13 protein-coding genes are annotated in these 13,338 nt (G+C 63.0%); 8 read left to right on the top strand and 5 right to left on the bottom strand.

The annotated features are described in order from the left end of the window. Positions 1-4: 4 nt before the first annotated feature. Both ACM530_RS15880 and ACM530_RS15875 read left to right on the top strand, forming a co-directional pair. On the top strand, positions 5-1,243 hold the full coding sequence (locus tag ACM530_RS15880) for a transporter associated domain-containing protein (protein WP_416362652.1): 1,239 nt from the start codon (positions 5-7) through the stop codon (positions 1,241-1,243). Positions 1,244-1,610: 367 nt separating this feature from the next. Then, positions 1,611-2,921 (top strand): MFS transporter, encoded by a 1,311-nt coding sequence (locus ACM530_RS15875; RefSeq protein ID WP_145164143.1) that lies wholly within the window; start codon positions 1,611-1,613, stop codon positions 2,919-2,921. Positions 2,922-3,017: 96 nt separating this feature from the next. On the opposite strand, the gene purT is transcribed toward ACM530_RS15875, so the two are convergent. From purT to ACM530_RS15850, 5 genes are all read right to left on the bottom strand, one after another. Then, positions 3,018-4,199 carry a formate-dependent phosphoribosylglycinamide formyltransferase gene (gene purT, locus ACM530_RS15870; RefSeq protein WP_017139720.1) on the bottom strand — a complete coding sequence of 394 codons (1,182 nt, stop codon included), beginning with the start codon at positions 4,197-4,199 and terminating at the stop codon, positions 3,018-3,020. 69 nt (positions 4,200-4,268) lie between these two features. After that, a complete protein-coding gene (locus ACM530_RS15865) occupies positions 4,269-4,736 on the bottom strand; it encodes a VUT family protein (protein WP_106578306.1) in 468 nt (155 codons plus the stop codon). A 293-nt stretch (positions 4,737-5,029) separates the two neighbouring features. Beyond that, positions 5,030-5,245, bottom strand: a complete 216-nt coding sequence (locus ACM530_RS15860; RefSeq protein ID WP_416362651.1) for a DUF1289 domain-containing protein — start codon at positions 5,243-5,245, stop codon at positions 5,030-5,032. After that, positions 5,242-5,766 carry a gamma carbonic anhydrase family protein gene (locus ACM530_RS15855; protein WP_106578304.1) on the bottom strand — a complete coding sequence of 175 codons (525 nt, stop codon included), beginning with the start codon at positions 5,764-5,766 and terminating at the stop codon, positions 5,242-5,244. Before ACM530_RS15855 ends, ACM530_RS15860 begins: the two co-directional genes overlap by 4 nt. A gap of 36 nt (positions 5,767-5,802) precedes the next feature. After that, a complete protein-coding gene (locus tag ACM530_RS15850; RefSeq protein WP_060754282.1) occupies positions 5,803-6,405 on the bottom strand; it encodes a CoA pyrophosphatase in 603 nt (200 codons plus the stop codon). 146 nt (positions 6,406-6,551) lie between these two features. Here ACM530_RS15850 and ACM530_RS15845 point away from each other — a divergent pair, with 146 nt between their 5' ends. The 6 genes from ACM530_RS15845 to ptsP all read left to right on the top strand — a co-directional run bounded on the left by ACM530_RS15845 (position 6,552) and on the right by ptsP (position 13,333). After that, positions 6,552-7,100 carry an NUDIX hydrolase gene (locus ACM530_RS15845; protein WP_404484737.1) on the top strand — a complete coding sequence of 183 codons (549 nt, stop codon included), beginning with the start codon at positions 6,552-6,554 and terminating at the stop codon, positions 7,098-7,100. Between the two features lie 40 nt (positions 7,101-7,140). Continuing rightward, entirely contained in the window at positions 7,141-7,644 is a 504-nt protein-coding gene (locus ACM530_RS15840) for a L,D-transpeptidase family protein (protein WP_242199909.1), read from the top strand. A gap of 263 nt (positions 7,645-7,907) precedes the next feature. After that, positions 7,908-8,666, top strand: coding sequence for a GntR family transcriptional regulator (locus ACM530_RS15835; protein ID WP_416362650.1), 759 nt, complete (start codon positions 7,908-7,910; stop codon positions 8,664-8,666). A gap of 10 nt (positions 8,667-8,676) precedes the next feature. Then, the gene (gene nagA / locus ACM530_RS15830) at positions 8,677-9,783 is read left to right on the top strand and encodes an N-acetylglucosamine-6-phosphate deacetylase (RefSeq protein ID WP_416362649.1); all 1,107 of its coding nucleotides are present in this window, start codon (positions 8,677-8,679) and stop codon (positions 9,781-9,783) included. Continuing rightward, the gene (locus tag ACM530_RS15825; protein ID WP_262209858.1) at positions 9,764-10,786 is read left to right on the top strand and encodes an SIS domain-containing protein; all 1,023 of its coding nucleotides are present in this window, start codon (positions 9,764-9,766) and stop codon (positions 10,784-10,786) included. The genes nagA and ACM530_RS15825 overlap by 20 nt, the downstream gene beginning before the upstream one ends. Positions 10,787-10,822: 36 nt before the next feature. Then, positions 10,823-13,333 carry a phosphoenolpyruvate--protein phosphotransferase gene (ptsP, locus tag ACM530_RS15820; RefSeq protein ID WP_416362648.1) on the top strand — a complete coding sequence of 837 codons (2,511 nt, stop codon included), beginning with the start codon at positions 10,823-10,825 and terminating at the stop codon, positions 13,331-13,333. Positions 13,334-13,338: the final 5 nt, after the last annotated feature.

Below are 13,338 nucleotides of genomic sequence, written 5' to 3'. Positions count from 1 at the left end.
GATCATGGACAACTTGCCCCTTGGGCCGATGCTCGCGGTAATCGCCTTGCTGGTGTTATGGGCGGCGCTGTTTACCGCCATCGAAGCCGCACAACAGCACTTGCTGGCCCTGCGCCCCGGTACACGCCAGGGTGACAAGGCCGCCGCCCGCCTGAACTTCCCGCGTAACAGCCTGATTCTGTGCAACAGCCTGTGTCGTGCGGCCGTGGTGATTCTCTGCACGTTGCTGGCAATCTATGCCTGGGCGCAGAACGGCCCGTGGCTCGGCTGGCTGATCTCCTGCGCGATCCTGCTGGTGCTCGCCGACTACCTGCCGCGTGCCCTGGCGGTTCGCCACCCGCAAGCCGTACTGGGCTTTGGCAATACGCTGCTGGGTGTGCCGCTGAAAATCCTCTACCCCCTGGCCTGGCTGCTCAATGGCATCAGCCTGTTATTGCTGCGCCCGTTCGCACGCAAATCCGGCGTGGTGAAAAAGAGCGACGAGCCACTGCCCGATCACGACGATGAACCCGAGCCCGAGACCGATGAAAATCGTACGCCCGGCATGCCCGGCATTCACGCGCTGGACAACATCACGGTCAACGACATCCTGGTGCCGCGCAGCGAAGTGGACGGTATCAACCTGGATGACTCGGTCGAGGATATCATTGAGCAGCTGCGCACCTCGCAACGCACGCGCCTGCCGGTGTTCCACAGTGACATCAACCAGGTCGAAGCCGTGCTCAATACCCGGCAGATCCAACACCTGCTGCCCGACGCCAGCCTGACCAAAGAAGCCTTGCTCGCTGCCTGCCACGAGCCCTATTTCGTCCCCGAAAGCACGCCCCTGCAACTGCAACTGCTGAATTTCCACAAGCAGCAGCGGCGCCTGGGCATGGTGGTGGACGAATACGGCGAAGTGCTGGGCATCGTCACTCTGGAAGATATCCTCGAAGAAATCGTCGGCGAATTCGAAAGTGATCAGGCAGCGGACAACCCGCATATCGAAGCGCAGCCCGATGGCCGCTACATCATCGACGGCGCGGCTTCGATCCGCGAGCTGAACAAGAGCCTGGGCTGGCACCTGCCCAGTGACGGCCCCAAGACCTTGAACGGCCTGGTGACCGAAGCGCTGGAGACCATTCCGGATTGCGCGGTGTGCCTGAAGATCGGCCGCTATCGCCTGGAAATCCTCGAGACCGAGGACAACCGCGTCAGCAAGGTGCTGATCTGGCACACCAGCCGCGTGCCCGTCGCCGCCTAGCTTTTCGGCACTGCGCATTCCAATGTGGGAGCGGGCTTGCTCGCGAAAGCGGTGGATCAGTCAGCCCATCTTTAACTGACCCACCGCTTTCGCGAGCAAGCCCGCTCCCACAGTTGATTTGCAGCGTTTGATAGATCGTGACTGAGCCTCTTGTTGGATCCGCAAACCCCTTCCTATAATCGGGACGGCTTACCAGAGCCCCGCCCGACCGCGTGCTACCCGCACTCAGCGCGTCCAGGCACTGCGTTACCGTGTCTGACCGGTGTTTGCTCCCATCCCGAGCCGCCCCGCTTACACCCCTGATCCATGGGTGTTTGACCAATAATAATCCGCGTCCAAACGCGCAATGACCGTCAGGGATACCTCAATGAGCACCACCTATACCGAGGCTGCAACCGCCGCCCCGCTCAACTCGACCGCACGGGTCGCCACCGCGAGCATCGTCGGCACCGCCATCGAGTTCTACGATTTCTACATCTACGCCACGGCCGCTGCGCTGGTGATCGGCCCGGTGTTCTTCCCGCAGACCTCCGGCACCGCGCAGATGCTGGCGTCGTTCCTGACCTTTGGCATCGCCTTTATCGCCCGCCCGCTGGGTTCGGCGCTGTTCGGCCACTTCGGTGACCGTATCGGGCGCAAATCAACCCTGGTGGCGTCGTTGCTGCTGATGGGCGTGTGCACCACGTTGATCGGTTTGCTGCCCGGCTATGACAGCATCGGCGCCTGGGCACCGATCCTCTTGTGTGTGCTGCGCTTCGGCCAGGGCCTGGGGCTTGGCGGCGAATGGGGCGGCGCAGCCTTGCTGGCCACCGAGAACGCCCCCAAGGGCAAGCGCGCCTGGTTTGGCATGTTCCCGCAACTGGGCCCGTCGATTGGCTTTCTGGCGGCCAACGGCCTGTTCCTGATCCTGGCCATGAGCCTGAACGACGAACAGTTCCGCAGTTGGGGCTGGCGCATCCCGTTCATTCTCAGCGCGGCGCTGGTGATGGTTGGCCTGTATGCACGCCTCAAACTGCATGAAACCCCGGTATTCGCCAACGCCGTCGCCAAGCAAGCGCCGGTGAAAGTGCCGCTGGTGGAGCTGTTCAGCCAGCATTGGCTGCCGGTCCTGCTGGGCGCGGCGTCGATGGTGGTGTGCTATGCGCTGTTCTACATCACCACCGCGTTCTCGCTGAGTTACGGCGTTGCAACGCTGGGCTACAGCCGCGAGACGTTCCTGGGCCTGCTGTGCTTTGCGGTGTTGTTCATGGGCCTGGCGACGCCGCTGGCGGCGTTGGCCAGCGACCGTTACGGGCGCAAGCCGGTACTGATCGTCGGCGCCATTCTTGCGATTCTGTCGGGCTTCACCATGGAGCCGCTGCTCACCCACGGCTCGACCTGGGCCGTCGCACTGTTCCTGGCACTGGAATTGTTTCTGATGGGCGTGACCTTCGCCCCAATGGGCGCGATGCTGCCGGAACTGTTCCCCACGCGCGTGCGTTATACCGGCGCTTCGGCGGCGTATAACCTGGGCGGGATTGTCGGGGCATCGGCCGCACCATTTTTCGCGACCAAGCTGGTGGCGATGGGCGGGCTGAGTTATGTCGGCGGGTATGTGTCGGCGGCAGCGTTGCTCAGCTTGATTGCTGTGCTGTGCCTGAAAGAGACGCGCAATAACGACTTGAACAAGGTCGCCTGATAGACCGCTATCGCAGGCAAGCCCGCTCCCACATGTTGAATTGTGAATGCCTTCAAATGTGGGAGCTGGCTTGCCTGCGATGGGCGCGACGCGGTTTTACAGCTCTACAACAACTGCCTTCGAAGCCCGAGTCGCCTTCGCCCGCGCCGCCTCGATCGACTCATCCCGCGCCAACGCCACACCCATCCGGCGCTGACCATTGACTTCCGGTTTACCAAACAGACGCAACGCCGTGTCCGGCTCGCTCAAGGCCGCGCCAAGGTTGGCGAACGCGGTCTGGGTCGACTGCCCCTCCACCAGAATCACCGCCGAGGCCGAAGGCCCGAACTGGCGGATCAACGGAATCGGCAGGCCCAGGATCGCGCGCGCGTGCAGCGCGAACTGCGACAGGTCCTGAGAAATCAAGGTCACCAAGCCGGTGTCATGCGGGCGCGGCGACACTTCGCTGAACCACACTTGATCGCCCTTGATGAACAATTCCACGCCAAACAGGCCACGGCCACCCAGCGCCTCGGTCACGGCTTTGGCAACCCGCTCGGATTCCGCCAGGGCAATCGGGCTCATGGCTTGCGGCTGCCAGGATTCCTGGTAGTCGCCCTTCTCCTGACGGTGGCCGACCGGCGCGCAAAAGGTGGTGCCGCCGATGTGGCGCACAGTCAGCAGGGTGATTTCGTAATCGAAGTCGATAAAGCCCTCGATGATCACTCGGCCTTTACCGGCACGCCCGCCCTCTTGAGCGTAATCCCAGGCTTTCTGCACGTCATCGGCGCTGCGCAGCAGGCTCTGGCCCTTGCCCGAAGAGCTCATCACCGGCTTGACCACACACGGGAAGCCCAGGTCCTGGACGGCCTTGCTGTAGTCCTCGAACGTGTCGGCAAAGTGGTACGGCGACGTCGGCAGGTCCAGCTCTTCGGCGGCCAGGCGACGGATGCCTTCGCGGTTCATGGTCAGCGAGGTGGCACGCGCGGTCGGAATCACGGTGAAGCCTTCGGCTTCAAGCTCTACCAGCGTGGCGGTGGCGATGGCTTCGATTTCCGGCACGATGAAGTGCGGTTTTTCCGCCTCGATCACCGCACGCAGGGCGGCGCCGTCGAGCATGTTGATCACGTGGCTACGGTGCGCAACCTGCATGGCAGGCGCGTTGGCGTAACGATCCACGGCAATCACTTCAACGCCCAGGCGTTGCAGTTCGATTACCACTTCCTTGCCCAGCTCACCGCAGCCACACAGCAAAACGCGGGTCGCGGTTGGCGACAATGGAGTTCCGATTCGGGTCATCTCAGGTCCTCAGGGGAGCGGATCATGGGGAGAAAGGCCGGCATTTTACATGAACTGCAAGAATTGGCCTCAGTTGGCGACGGCGCGTTTGCGCAGGCGCCAGGCCATGATCAGCCACACCACCGTGACCCCGGCGAATTTCGACACCAACGCCGTACCCGCCACCGCCGGCGTCAGCGCGCCGATCAGGCCGAAGAAGATAAAGGTATCGAGGGGAATACTCAGCGCCGAACTTATCCACAGGCGATCGTGCAGTGGGCGCTTGGTGATGCTGAACACCAGCCAGTCAATGCATTCGGACACCGCAAATGCCGTGGCGCTGGCCAGGGCGATGGACGGGTCGGAGGTGATATACGACAGCACCAACGCCGCCAGCATGGCGAGTATCGCGCCATGGCCGAAGCGGGTCTGCACCATGTCGCGCAGGATAAACACCAGGCCACCCCAGGCGGACCAGATGACGTCCAGGTGCGGAGCGGTGGAGAAGGCGAAGTTGATCAGCACGACGCTGCTGATGTAGGCGATCAGGAAGAGCATGGGGAAGGACCTGTGGGTAATGCCGCACAGGGTAATGCACAGCAATCATTGTGGCGAGCGGGCTTGCCCCGCGTTGGGCTGCGCAGCGGCCCCACTAAGAACGCCGCGTCTTGTCAGGCAAACCGCGGCGCCAGTTTCAGGGCTGCTTCGCAGCCCAACGCGGGGCAAGCCCGCTCGCCACCCAAAGCCCGCTTGCCACAACAAGCCCGCTCGCCACAACAAGGCAGCTCCCACATTTTTGAATGTATTCACATATCCACTGTGGGAGCTGGCTTGCCTGCGATAGCGGTGGTTCAGGCGCCGGATTTCCCCGGAATCATCCACACCAACCCACTCGCCTTCGCCCGCTCATGGCACAACCCCAATACCACCCGGCGTTCGGCATTGTCCATGCGGCTCCAGCGCGTAATCTCATCCACGTTGCGCTGGCAACCTGTGCAAATATCATCGTCATCCAGCGCGCAAATACTCACGCAGGGCGAGGCAACAGGGCGTTCAGTCGGGTTCATTCTTCTTGCTCAACCAAGTCCCGCGCATAGCGCTGCGCGTTATGCACATAGTGCGCGGCGCTGGCTTCGAGCATGCGCTTTTGCGCCTCGGTCAACTCGCGCACCACTTTGCCCGGCGAGCCCATTACCAGCGAGCCATCGGGAATTTCCTTGCCTTCACCGATCAACGAATTGGCGCCGATGATGCAATGCTTGCCGATTTTGGCGCCGTTGAGGATCACCGCGTTGATGCCAATCAGGCTGTAATCGCCGACGGTGCAGCCGTGCAGCATGGCGTTATGGCCGATGGTCACGCCGGTGCCCAGGGTCAGCGGGTAGCCCATGTCGGTGTGCATCACGCTGCCGTCCTGCACGTTGCTGTTCTTGCCGATCAGGATCAGTTCGTTGTCGCCACGCAACACCGCGTTGAACCACACATTGGCGCCCTCCTCCAGCTTGACCTTGCCGACCAGCGTGGCATTGGGCGCCACCCAGCTTTGCGGATGAGTCTCGACGCGGGCGTCGCCCAGGCGGTATTTCATGGTGTGTCCTCACGGCGGTGCCATTCAAGCGATGGCTCAGGTATTGATGAAACTCTTGGGTGGCTGGTGCAGGCTGATCTGCGCGTCGTCATAGAGCAGGTTGATCAGCTCGACAATCATGATTGCCGTCAGCCCCCAGATTTTGTATTCGCCAAACCGATAGCTGGGCACATACCAACTGCGGCCCTGGTAATCGATACGGTGGGTATGTTCGCGTGGGTCCTGGCGGAAGAACTCCAGAGGCACGCTGAACACGGCGGCGATCTCGGCATCATTGGCCAGGTATTCGACGTAATCGGGGATAACCCCGACATAAGGCGTTACGCGGATACCGTGCAGGGAAATCAGCGGGCTCAACGGGCCGATGACTTCCACCAGGCCGGGCGGCAGGCCGATTTCTTCTTCGGCTTCGCGCAGCGCGGTAAAAATCAGGTCCGGGTCTTCGGGGTCACGCCGCCCGCCCGGAAACGCCACTTCGCCGCCGTGGGTCGACAGGCCACTGGCGCGCAGGGTCAGGATCAGCTCAGGTTCGTCACTGCGGGTAATCGGCACCAACACGGCGGCCTCGGGGAAACGCCCGTCAGTTTCCAGTGTGTGAGGGGTGTGATTGCTTACCCGGCGAAGTAGCTCGTCCAGCATGAGTCATCTCGGTCTGTTGGCTACCTTGCATCATGCACCAAAGCGGGCGGGTGCCCAACCCCAAAACCCGGCACATGTCGCGAAACGACAACTTGCAGGGCCCTGCCCGCCAAGCCAAGATAGGCCCACTCTTCAGGAACCCCAGCATGAACTTCTGCAGCCAGTGCGGTAAACCGGTTACCCAGCGCATTCCCGAAGGCGACACACGCCTGCGCTATGTGTGTGATCACTGCTCGACCATTCACTACCAGAACCCCAATATCGTCGCCGGCACCGTGCCAGTGTGGGGCGATCAAGTGCTGCTGTGCCGCCGCGCCATCGAGCCGCGCCTGGGTTACTGGACCTTGCCCGCAGGCTTTATGGAAAACGCCGAGACCGTAGAGCAGGCCGCCATGCGCGAAACCCTGGAAGAAGCCTGCGCCCGCGTGCGCAACCTGAGCATCTACACCCTGATCGACGTGCCGCACATCAGCCAGGTGCATATCTTCTACCGCGCCGAACTGGTCGACCTGGACTTTGCCGCAGGCCCCGAAAGCCTTGAGGTGAAGCTGTTCGATGAAGCCGATATCCCTTGGTCAGAGCTGGCTTTCCGCACGGTCGGGCGTACCTTAGAATGCTTCTTCGCTGACCGCCGGCAACAACAGTTCCCGGTACGCAGCGAGTCGGTGCCGCCGATGACGCGGCCGGCCAAATAACACCTTCAGGCAGCACCGTCTAACAAGGGAAACCGTTTCAATGCGTTGGTTGCTCGCTTTCATCTGCCTGTCGTTCGCTACCCTGTCCTCGGCCTCCACGGTGGAAATCCTCGGCGGCAAACCTGTCGAGAAAATCCTGGTGCTCAAGTCCGCGCATCAGTTGCAACTGATCAACGACGGCAAACCGCTCAAGACCTACCGCATCTCGCTGGGCAAAAACCCCAAGGGCACCAAGCAGTTCGAGGGCGACCGCCGCACGCCGGAAGGTTTTTACTGGATCGACTGGCGCAAGACCAGCGACCGCTACAACCTGGCCATGCACATTTCCTACCCCAATATCAGCGACTCTGCCCGCGCGCGCCGCGAAGGCGTGAGACCGGGCAGCATGATCATGATCCACGGCACGCCCGACACCGAGGAATACCCGGAGCAATGGTTCCACACCCTCGACTGGACCGATGGCTGTATCGGCATGCGCAACGTCGACATGCGCGAAGTCTGGAACCTGGTCAAAGACGGCACCATGATCGAGATTCGGCCGTAATTTCGTACCGTTCGTAAAATAATCTGAAAATAATTCCTGCCCCTGGCAGCGCCTGCCGGTGAATACCAGTTCACCGCGCCGGGCTGCACAGTTCTGCGCGCGATAAAGACCTCTCTAATACCACTTGATACCACGCACCCTTAAAGCGCCCTGAAACCGGGTCCTGCACCGTTTTGGCTGCATTGACATGGTATTTAAGTGGTATTAATTTCCGGCCACTACCGGGCGACAACACTCTAATAACCGCATCGGAAACTTCACAGATGAATCCCATCCAGACGCTGCGCCCCGACGAAAAACAATCCACGCCGCTGTACCTGCAACTGGCCCGTAACCTTGAAGCGGCGATCCATGCCGGCCAGTGGAAATCCGAGCAGGCCTTGCCGTCGGAACGCGCCCTCAGCGAGCAACTGAGCATTTCGCGGGTGACCGCACGTAAAGCGCTGGAAGTGTTGTTCGCCCAAGGCCTGATTCGCCGCAGCCAAGGCTCAGGCACCTTTATCACGCCGCGCCTGGAACAACCGCTGTCACGCCTGTCGGGCTTCAGCGAAATGCTGCGGCTCAAAGGTTTTGTACCGACTTCGCAGTGGCTGGAACGCGACATCACCCCGCCCACCCACGAAGAGCTGATCCGCCTGGGCCTGTCGCCTACCGACAAAGTGGCGCGCCTCAAACGCCTGCGTAAAGCCGACGACACGGTGATGGCAATTGAAATGACCGCCATGCCCGCCTCGGTGCTGCCGCATCCGCAGGCCATCGGCAATTCGCTGTACGAGTACCTGGAAAGCATCGGCAAGCCCGTTGTGCGCGCCTTGCAGCATATCCAGGCGATCAACGCCTCGGATGAGTTCGCCAAGCTGGTGGGCATCGCCCCCGGCACCGCCATGCTGCTGATGACGCGGGTCGGTTACACCGCTGACAACACGCCGATTGAAATCACCGACACCTACTGCCGCAACGACTACTACGACTTCGTCGCAGAGCTGCGCCGCCATGACTACTCCGCTGAACTGCGCATTTAGAGAACTGCCCATGTCCGAAGACAACATCCTCACGCCCAGCGGCTGGATTCGCGGCCGCCTGGTGCACGAACACGGCAAAGTGGTCGCCGTCCAAGGCACGCCCTGCGACCCGGCTGACAACGACCTGCCCTACCTGCTGCCGGGTTTCATCGACCTGCATGTGCATGGCGGTGGCGGCAAAGACATCATGGAAGGCGTCGACGCCTTCGAGACCATCACCCGCACCCACGTGCGTTTTGGCACGACGTCGCTGCTGGCCACCACCATGACGGCGCCGGTGAACGAGATCTCCCGTGTGCTCGGCGAGCTCGGCACCTTTTGCGAGCAGCGCCCGAGCGGCAGCGCCCGCGTACTCGGTGTGCACCTGGAAGGCCCCTACATCAATCCGGGCAAACTCGGCGCCCAACCCAACTTCGCCCACACCGCGCTGATGGCCGAAGTGGAAGCCTACCTGCGCCTGGCGCCGATCCGGGTGATCACCATCGCCCCGGAAATTGCCGGGCATGACGGCCTGATCCGCGCCCTCAGCCAACGCGGCGTGCGCATGCAGATCGGCCACACATTGGGCAGTTATGAAGAAGGCGTCGCCGCCCTCGCCGCCGGCGCCACCAGCTTCACGCATTTGTACAACGCCATGAGCCCGCTGCATCACCGCGAGCCGGGCATCGTCGGCGCCGCTCTGGCCCACGCCCAATACGCGGAACTGATCCCCGACCTGCTGCACGTGCATCCCGGCGCCATACGCGTGGCCCTGCGTTCGATCCCGTGCCTGTACTGCGTCACCGATTCCACCGCCGCCGCTGGCATGCCCGACGGCGAATACAAGCTGGGCAGCCACACCGTGACCAAATGCCTGGGCGGCGTGCGCCTGGCGGATGGAACGCTGGCCGGCAGCACGCTGACCATGGACCAGGCGCTGCGCAACCTGGTGAAAATCGGCCTGCCGATCAGCGAAGCCTCACAACGCCTGTCGCAATTTCCTGCGGATTACCTGGGCCTGGAAGAACGCGGCCGCCTGCAACTCGGCAGCTTCGCCGACTGCGTGCGCCTGGACCGTTCCCTGCACCTCACCGACGTAATGGTCGAAGGAGAAACCATTGACTTCAAAAATGCTTGAAGAGGCCCTGGCCTCCTGTGACGCCGTGGCCGCGCAACTGCAACGCCTGGACCCGCTGCTGGAAGAAGTCGCCGGTCGCCTGCGCCGCCAGCCGCCGCAAGTGGCGATGACCATTGCCCGTGGCAGTTCGGACCACGCCGCCAGCTACTTTGCCTACCTGGCCATGCAGCACGTGGGCATTCCGGTGGCGTCGTTGCCGATGTCAGTGGTGACCCTGTTGCAGGCGCCATTGAAAGTCAGCGGTCAGGTGGCATTCGGTTTCTCGCAGTCGGGGCAAAGCCCGGACCTGGTCAACAGCCTGCGCCTGCTGCGCAAACGCGGTGCGTTGAGTATTTCGCTGGTCAACGCCGAAGACTCACCACTGGAAGCCGCCTGCGAATTCCACCTGCCGCTGTGCGCCGGGCCGGAACTCAGCGTGGCCGCGACCAAAAGCTTCATCGCCACCCTCAGCGCCAGCGCGCAGTTGATTGGCCACTGGAGCCAGGAAGACGACTTGCTGCAGGCCTGCCGCACGCTGCCCGATGAACTGCGTGCAGCGGCCAAACAGGATTGGAGCGCCGCTATCGAGGCCCTGCGTGGCTGCCAGCAATTGATGGTGATCGGCCGTGGCGCCGGTTTTGCCATCGCCCAGGAAGCCGCGCTCAAGCTCAAGGAAACCTCGGCGATCCAGGCCGAAGCCTTCAGCAGCGCCGAAGTCCGCCACGGACCGATGGCCTTGATCGACGAAAACTACCCGCTGCTGATATTCGCCCCACGTGGCGCCGAACAGGCCGGGCTGCTGAGCCTGGCCGCCGACATGCGCCAGCGCGGCGCGCGCGTGCTGCTGGCCGCGCCAGACGATATCGCCGAGCGCGACCTGACCCTGAGCCGCGCCGAACACCCAAGCCTGGACCCGATCCTGGCGATTCAAAGCTTCTACGTAATGGCCGCCGGCCTGGCGCAAGCCCGGGGCATGGACCCCGACCAGCCGCGTCACCTGAGCAAAGTTACCCGCACTCACTGAGTCGATTGTCGTGTTTTCCTGATGAGTACCGTGCCCATGTCCAACAACAATAATGAATTGACCCTCAGCGCCCCACTCAGTGGCCCGGTGCTCGCCCTGGGCGAGGTGCCCGACGAAGTGTTCGCCAGCGGTGCCATGGGTGACGGTATCGCCATCGACCCGCTGAACGATTGCCTGCATGCACCCTGTGACGGGGTGATCATCCATGTCGCGCGCACCGGGCATGCCCTGACGATTCGTGCCGAGAACGGCGCCGAGGTGCTGATGCATGTGGGCATCGACACCGTGGAACTCAATGGCGAAGGGTTTGCGCTGCTGGTCAAGGAAGGCGCACGGGTGAGCAAGGGCCAGGCGCTGGTGCAGTTTGATCTGGACCGCATTGCGCGCCAGTGCAAAAGCCTGGTCAGTCTGATTATTCTGACCAATGGCGAGCGTTTTGAGCTGCGGCCGGTAGCAGGAAAAATCACCAAGGTCGGTGAGCCGTTGCTGCACATCGTCACGCGCTCAGCGACCACCCAGCCGGCGGTTGTGGATAACTCGGTCACCGAAGTCCGCGCCTGCGTGCGCATCACACACCGTGGCGGTTTGCATGCTCGCCCCGCCGCATTGATCCGCAAAACCGCCCAGGGTTTCAGCAGCCAGGCGCAGTTGCACTTCGCGGGCAAATCCGCGCCGTGCGACAGCCTGATTGGCTTGATGGGGCTGGGAATTGGTGAAGGCGACGAAGTGCGCGTCACTTGCCGCGGCAAGGATTGCGAGGCGGCGTTGCAGGCGTTGGTGGCGGCGCTGTCCGCGGCGGTCAGCGAAGAACATCACGCGCCCGTGGCGGTCGCCCCACGCAAGGCGAACACCGAAGCCGGTGTGTTGCAAGGCGTGTGCGCGGCACCCGGCCTGGTCTGCGGGCCGCTGTTCCGTCTCAGCGCTATCGAACTGCCGGCCGACACCGGCAATCACTCGGCCGATGAACAACTGCAGCGTTTGGACACGGCCCTTGAGCAAGTGCGCGGCGAGATCCGCACAACCCTGGACCATGCCCGCCAACGCAAAAACGTCGAAGAAGAAGAGATCTTCGCCGCCCACCTCGCCCTGCTGGAAGACCCGGCCCTGTTGGACGCGGCCACCGCTGCCATCGAACACGGCAGCGCCGCCACCCACGCCTGGCGCGATGCAATCCAGGCGCAATGCGCGGTGTTGCTGGCGTTGGGCAAACCGCTGTTCGCCGAGCGCTCCAACGATCTGCGCGACCTGCAGCAACGCGTGCTGCGCGCACTGCTGGGCGAAACCTGGCATTTCGAATTGCCTGCCGGGGCGATTGTCAGCGCCCATGAGCTGACGCCCTCCGACCTGCTGCAACTGAGCGCGCAACAGGCCGCCGGCATCTGCATGGCCGAAGGCGGCGCCACGTCCCACGTGGCCATTTTGGCTCGCGGCAAAGGCCTGCCCTGCGTGGTGGCGCTGGGCGCAGAAGTGCTTGATGTGCCCCAAGGCCAACGCGTGGTGCTCGACGCGGTCAACGGGCGCCTGGAACTTGCGCCCAGCGAAGCGCGTCACGCCGAAGTGCACCAGATTCGCGACGCGCAAAAACTGCGCCGTGCGCAACAACAGGCCCAAGCGCAGCAACCGGCGCACACCCGCGACGGCATCAGCATTGAAGTGGCCGCCAACGTCGCCTCCAGCGCCGAGGCCCACGTGGCGTTTGAAAACGGCGCCGATGGCGTCGGCCTGCTGCGCACCGAATTCCTCTTCGTCGATCGGCGCACCGCGCCGGATGAACAAGAGCAGCGCCAGGCCTACCAGGCCGTGCTGGATGCCATGGGCGACAAGTCGGTGATCATTCGCACCATCGACGTGGGCGGCGACAAGCAGCTCGACTACCTGCCGCTGCCCGTGGAGGCCAACCCGGTGTTGGGCCTGCGCGGTATCCGCATGGCCCAGGTGCGGCCCGAACTGCTCGACCAGCAACTGCGCGCGCTGCTGCAAGTCAGCCCCCTGGCACGGTGCCGCATTCTGCTGCCGATGGTCAGCGAAGTGGATGAACTGCTGCAGATCCGCCAGCGCCTGGATGAGTTATGTGCCGAGCTGGGGCTGACGCAGCGCCCGGAGCTGGGCGTGATGATCGAAGTGCCCGCCGCCGCGCTGATGGCCGAACAGCTGGCCAAACATGCCGACTTCCTCTCCATCGGCACCAATGACCTGTCCCAATACACCCTGGCCATGGACCGCGACCACGCCGGCCTCGCCGCGCGGGTCGATGCCTTGCACCCGGCGCTGCTACGGCTGATCGCGCAAACCTGCGCGGGCGCGGCCAAGCATGGGCGTTGGGTCGGCGTTTGCGGCGCCCTCGCGTCCGATCCGTTGGCCACGCCAGTACTGGTCGGCCTGGGCGTCAGCGAGCTGTCGGTGAGCCCGCCACAGATCGGAGAAATCAAGGACCGCGTCCGTCACCTGGACGCGGCTCAATGCCGGCAACTGAGCCTTGGCCTGCTCGACCTGAGCAGCGCCAAAGCGGTTCGCCAAGCCTGCCAACACCACTGGCCGCTGAGCTGACAACA

It is taken from the genome of Pseudomonas sp. NFX183 (assembly GCF_047943075.1).
GTDB lineage: Bacteria > Pseudomonadota > Gammaproteobacteria > Pseudomonadales > Pseudomonadaceae > Aquipseudomonas.
The sequence above is the reverse complement of the archived record's forward strand: the minus strand, read 5'-3'. Positions and strand labels throughout refer to the sequence as shown.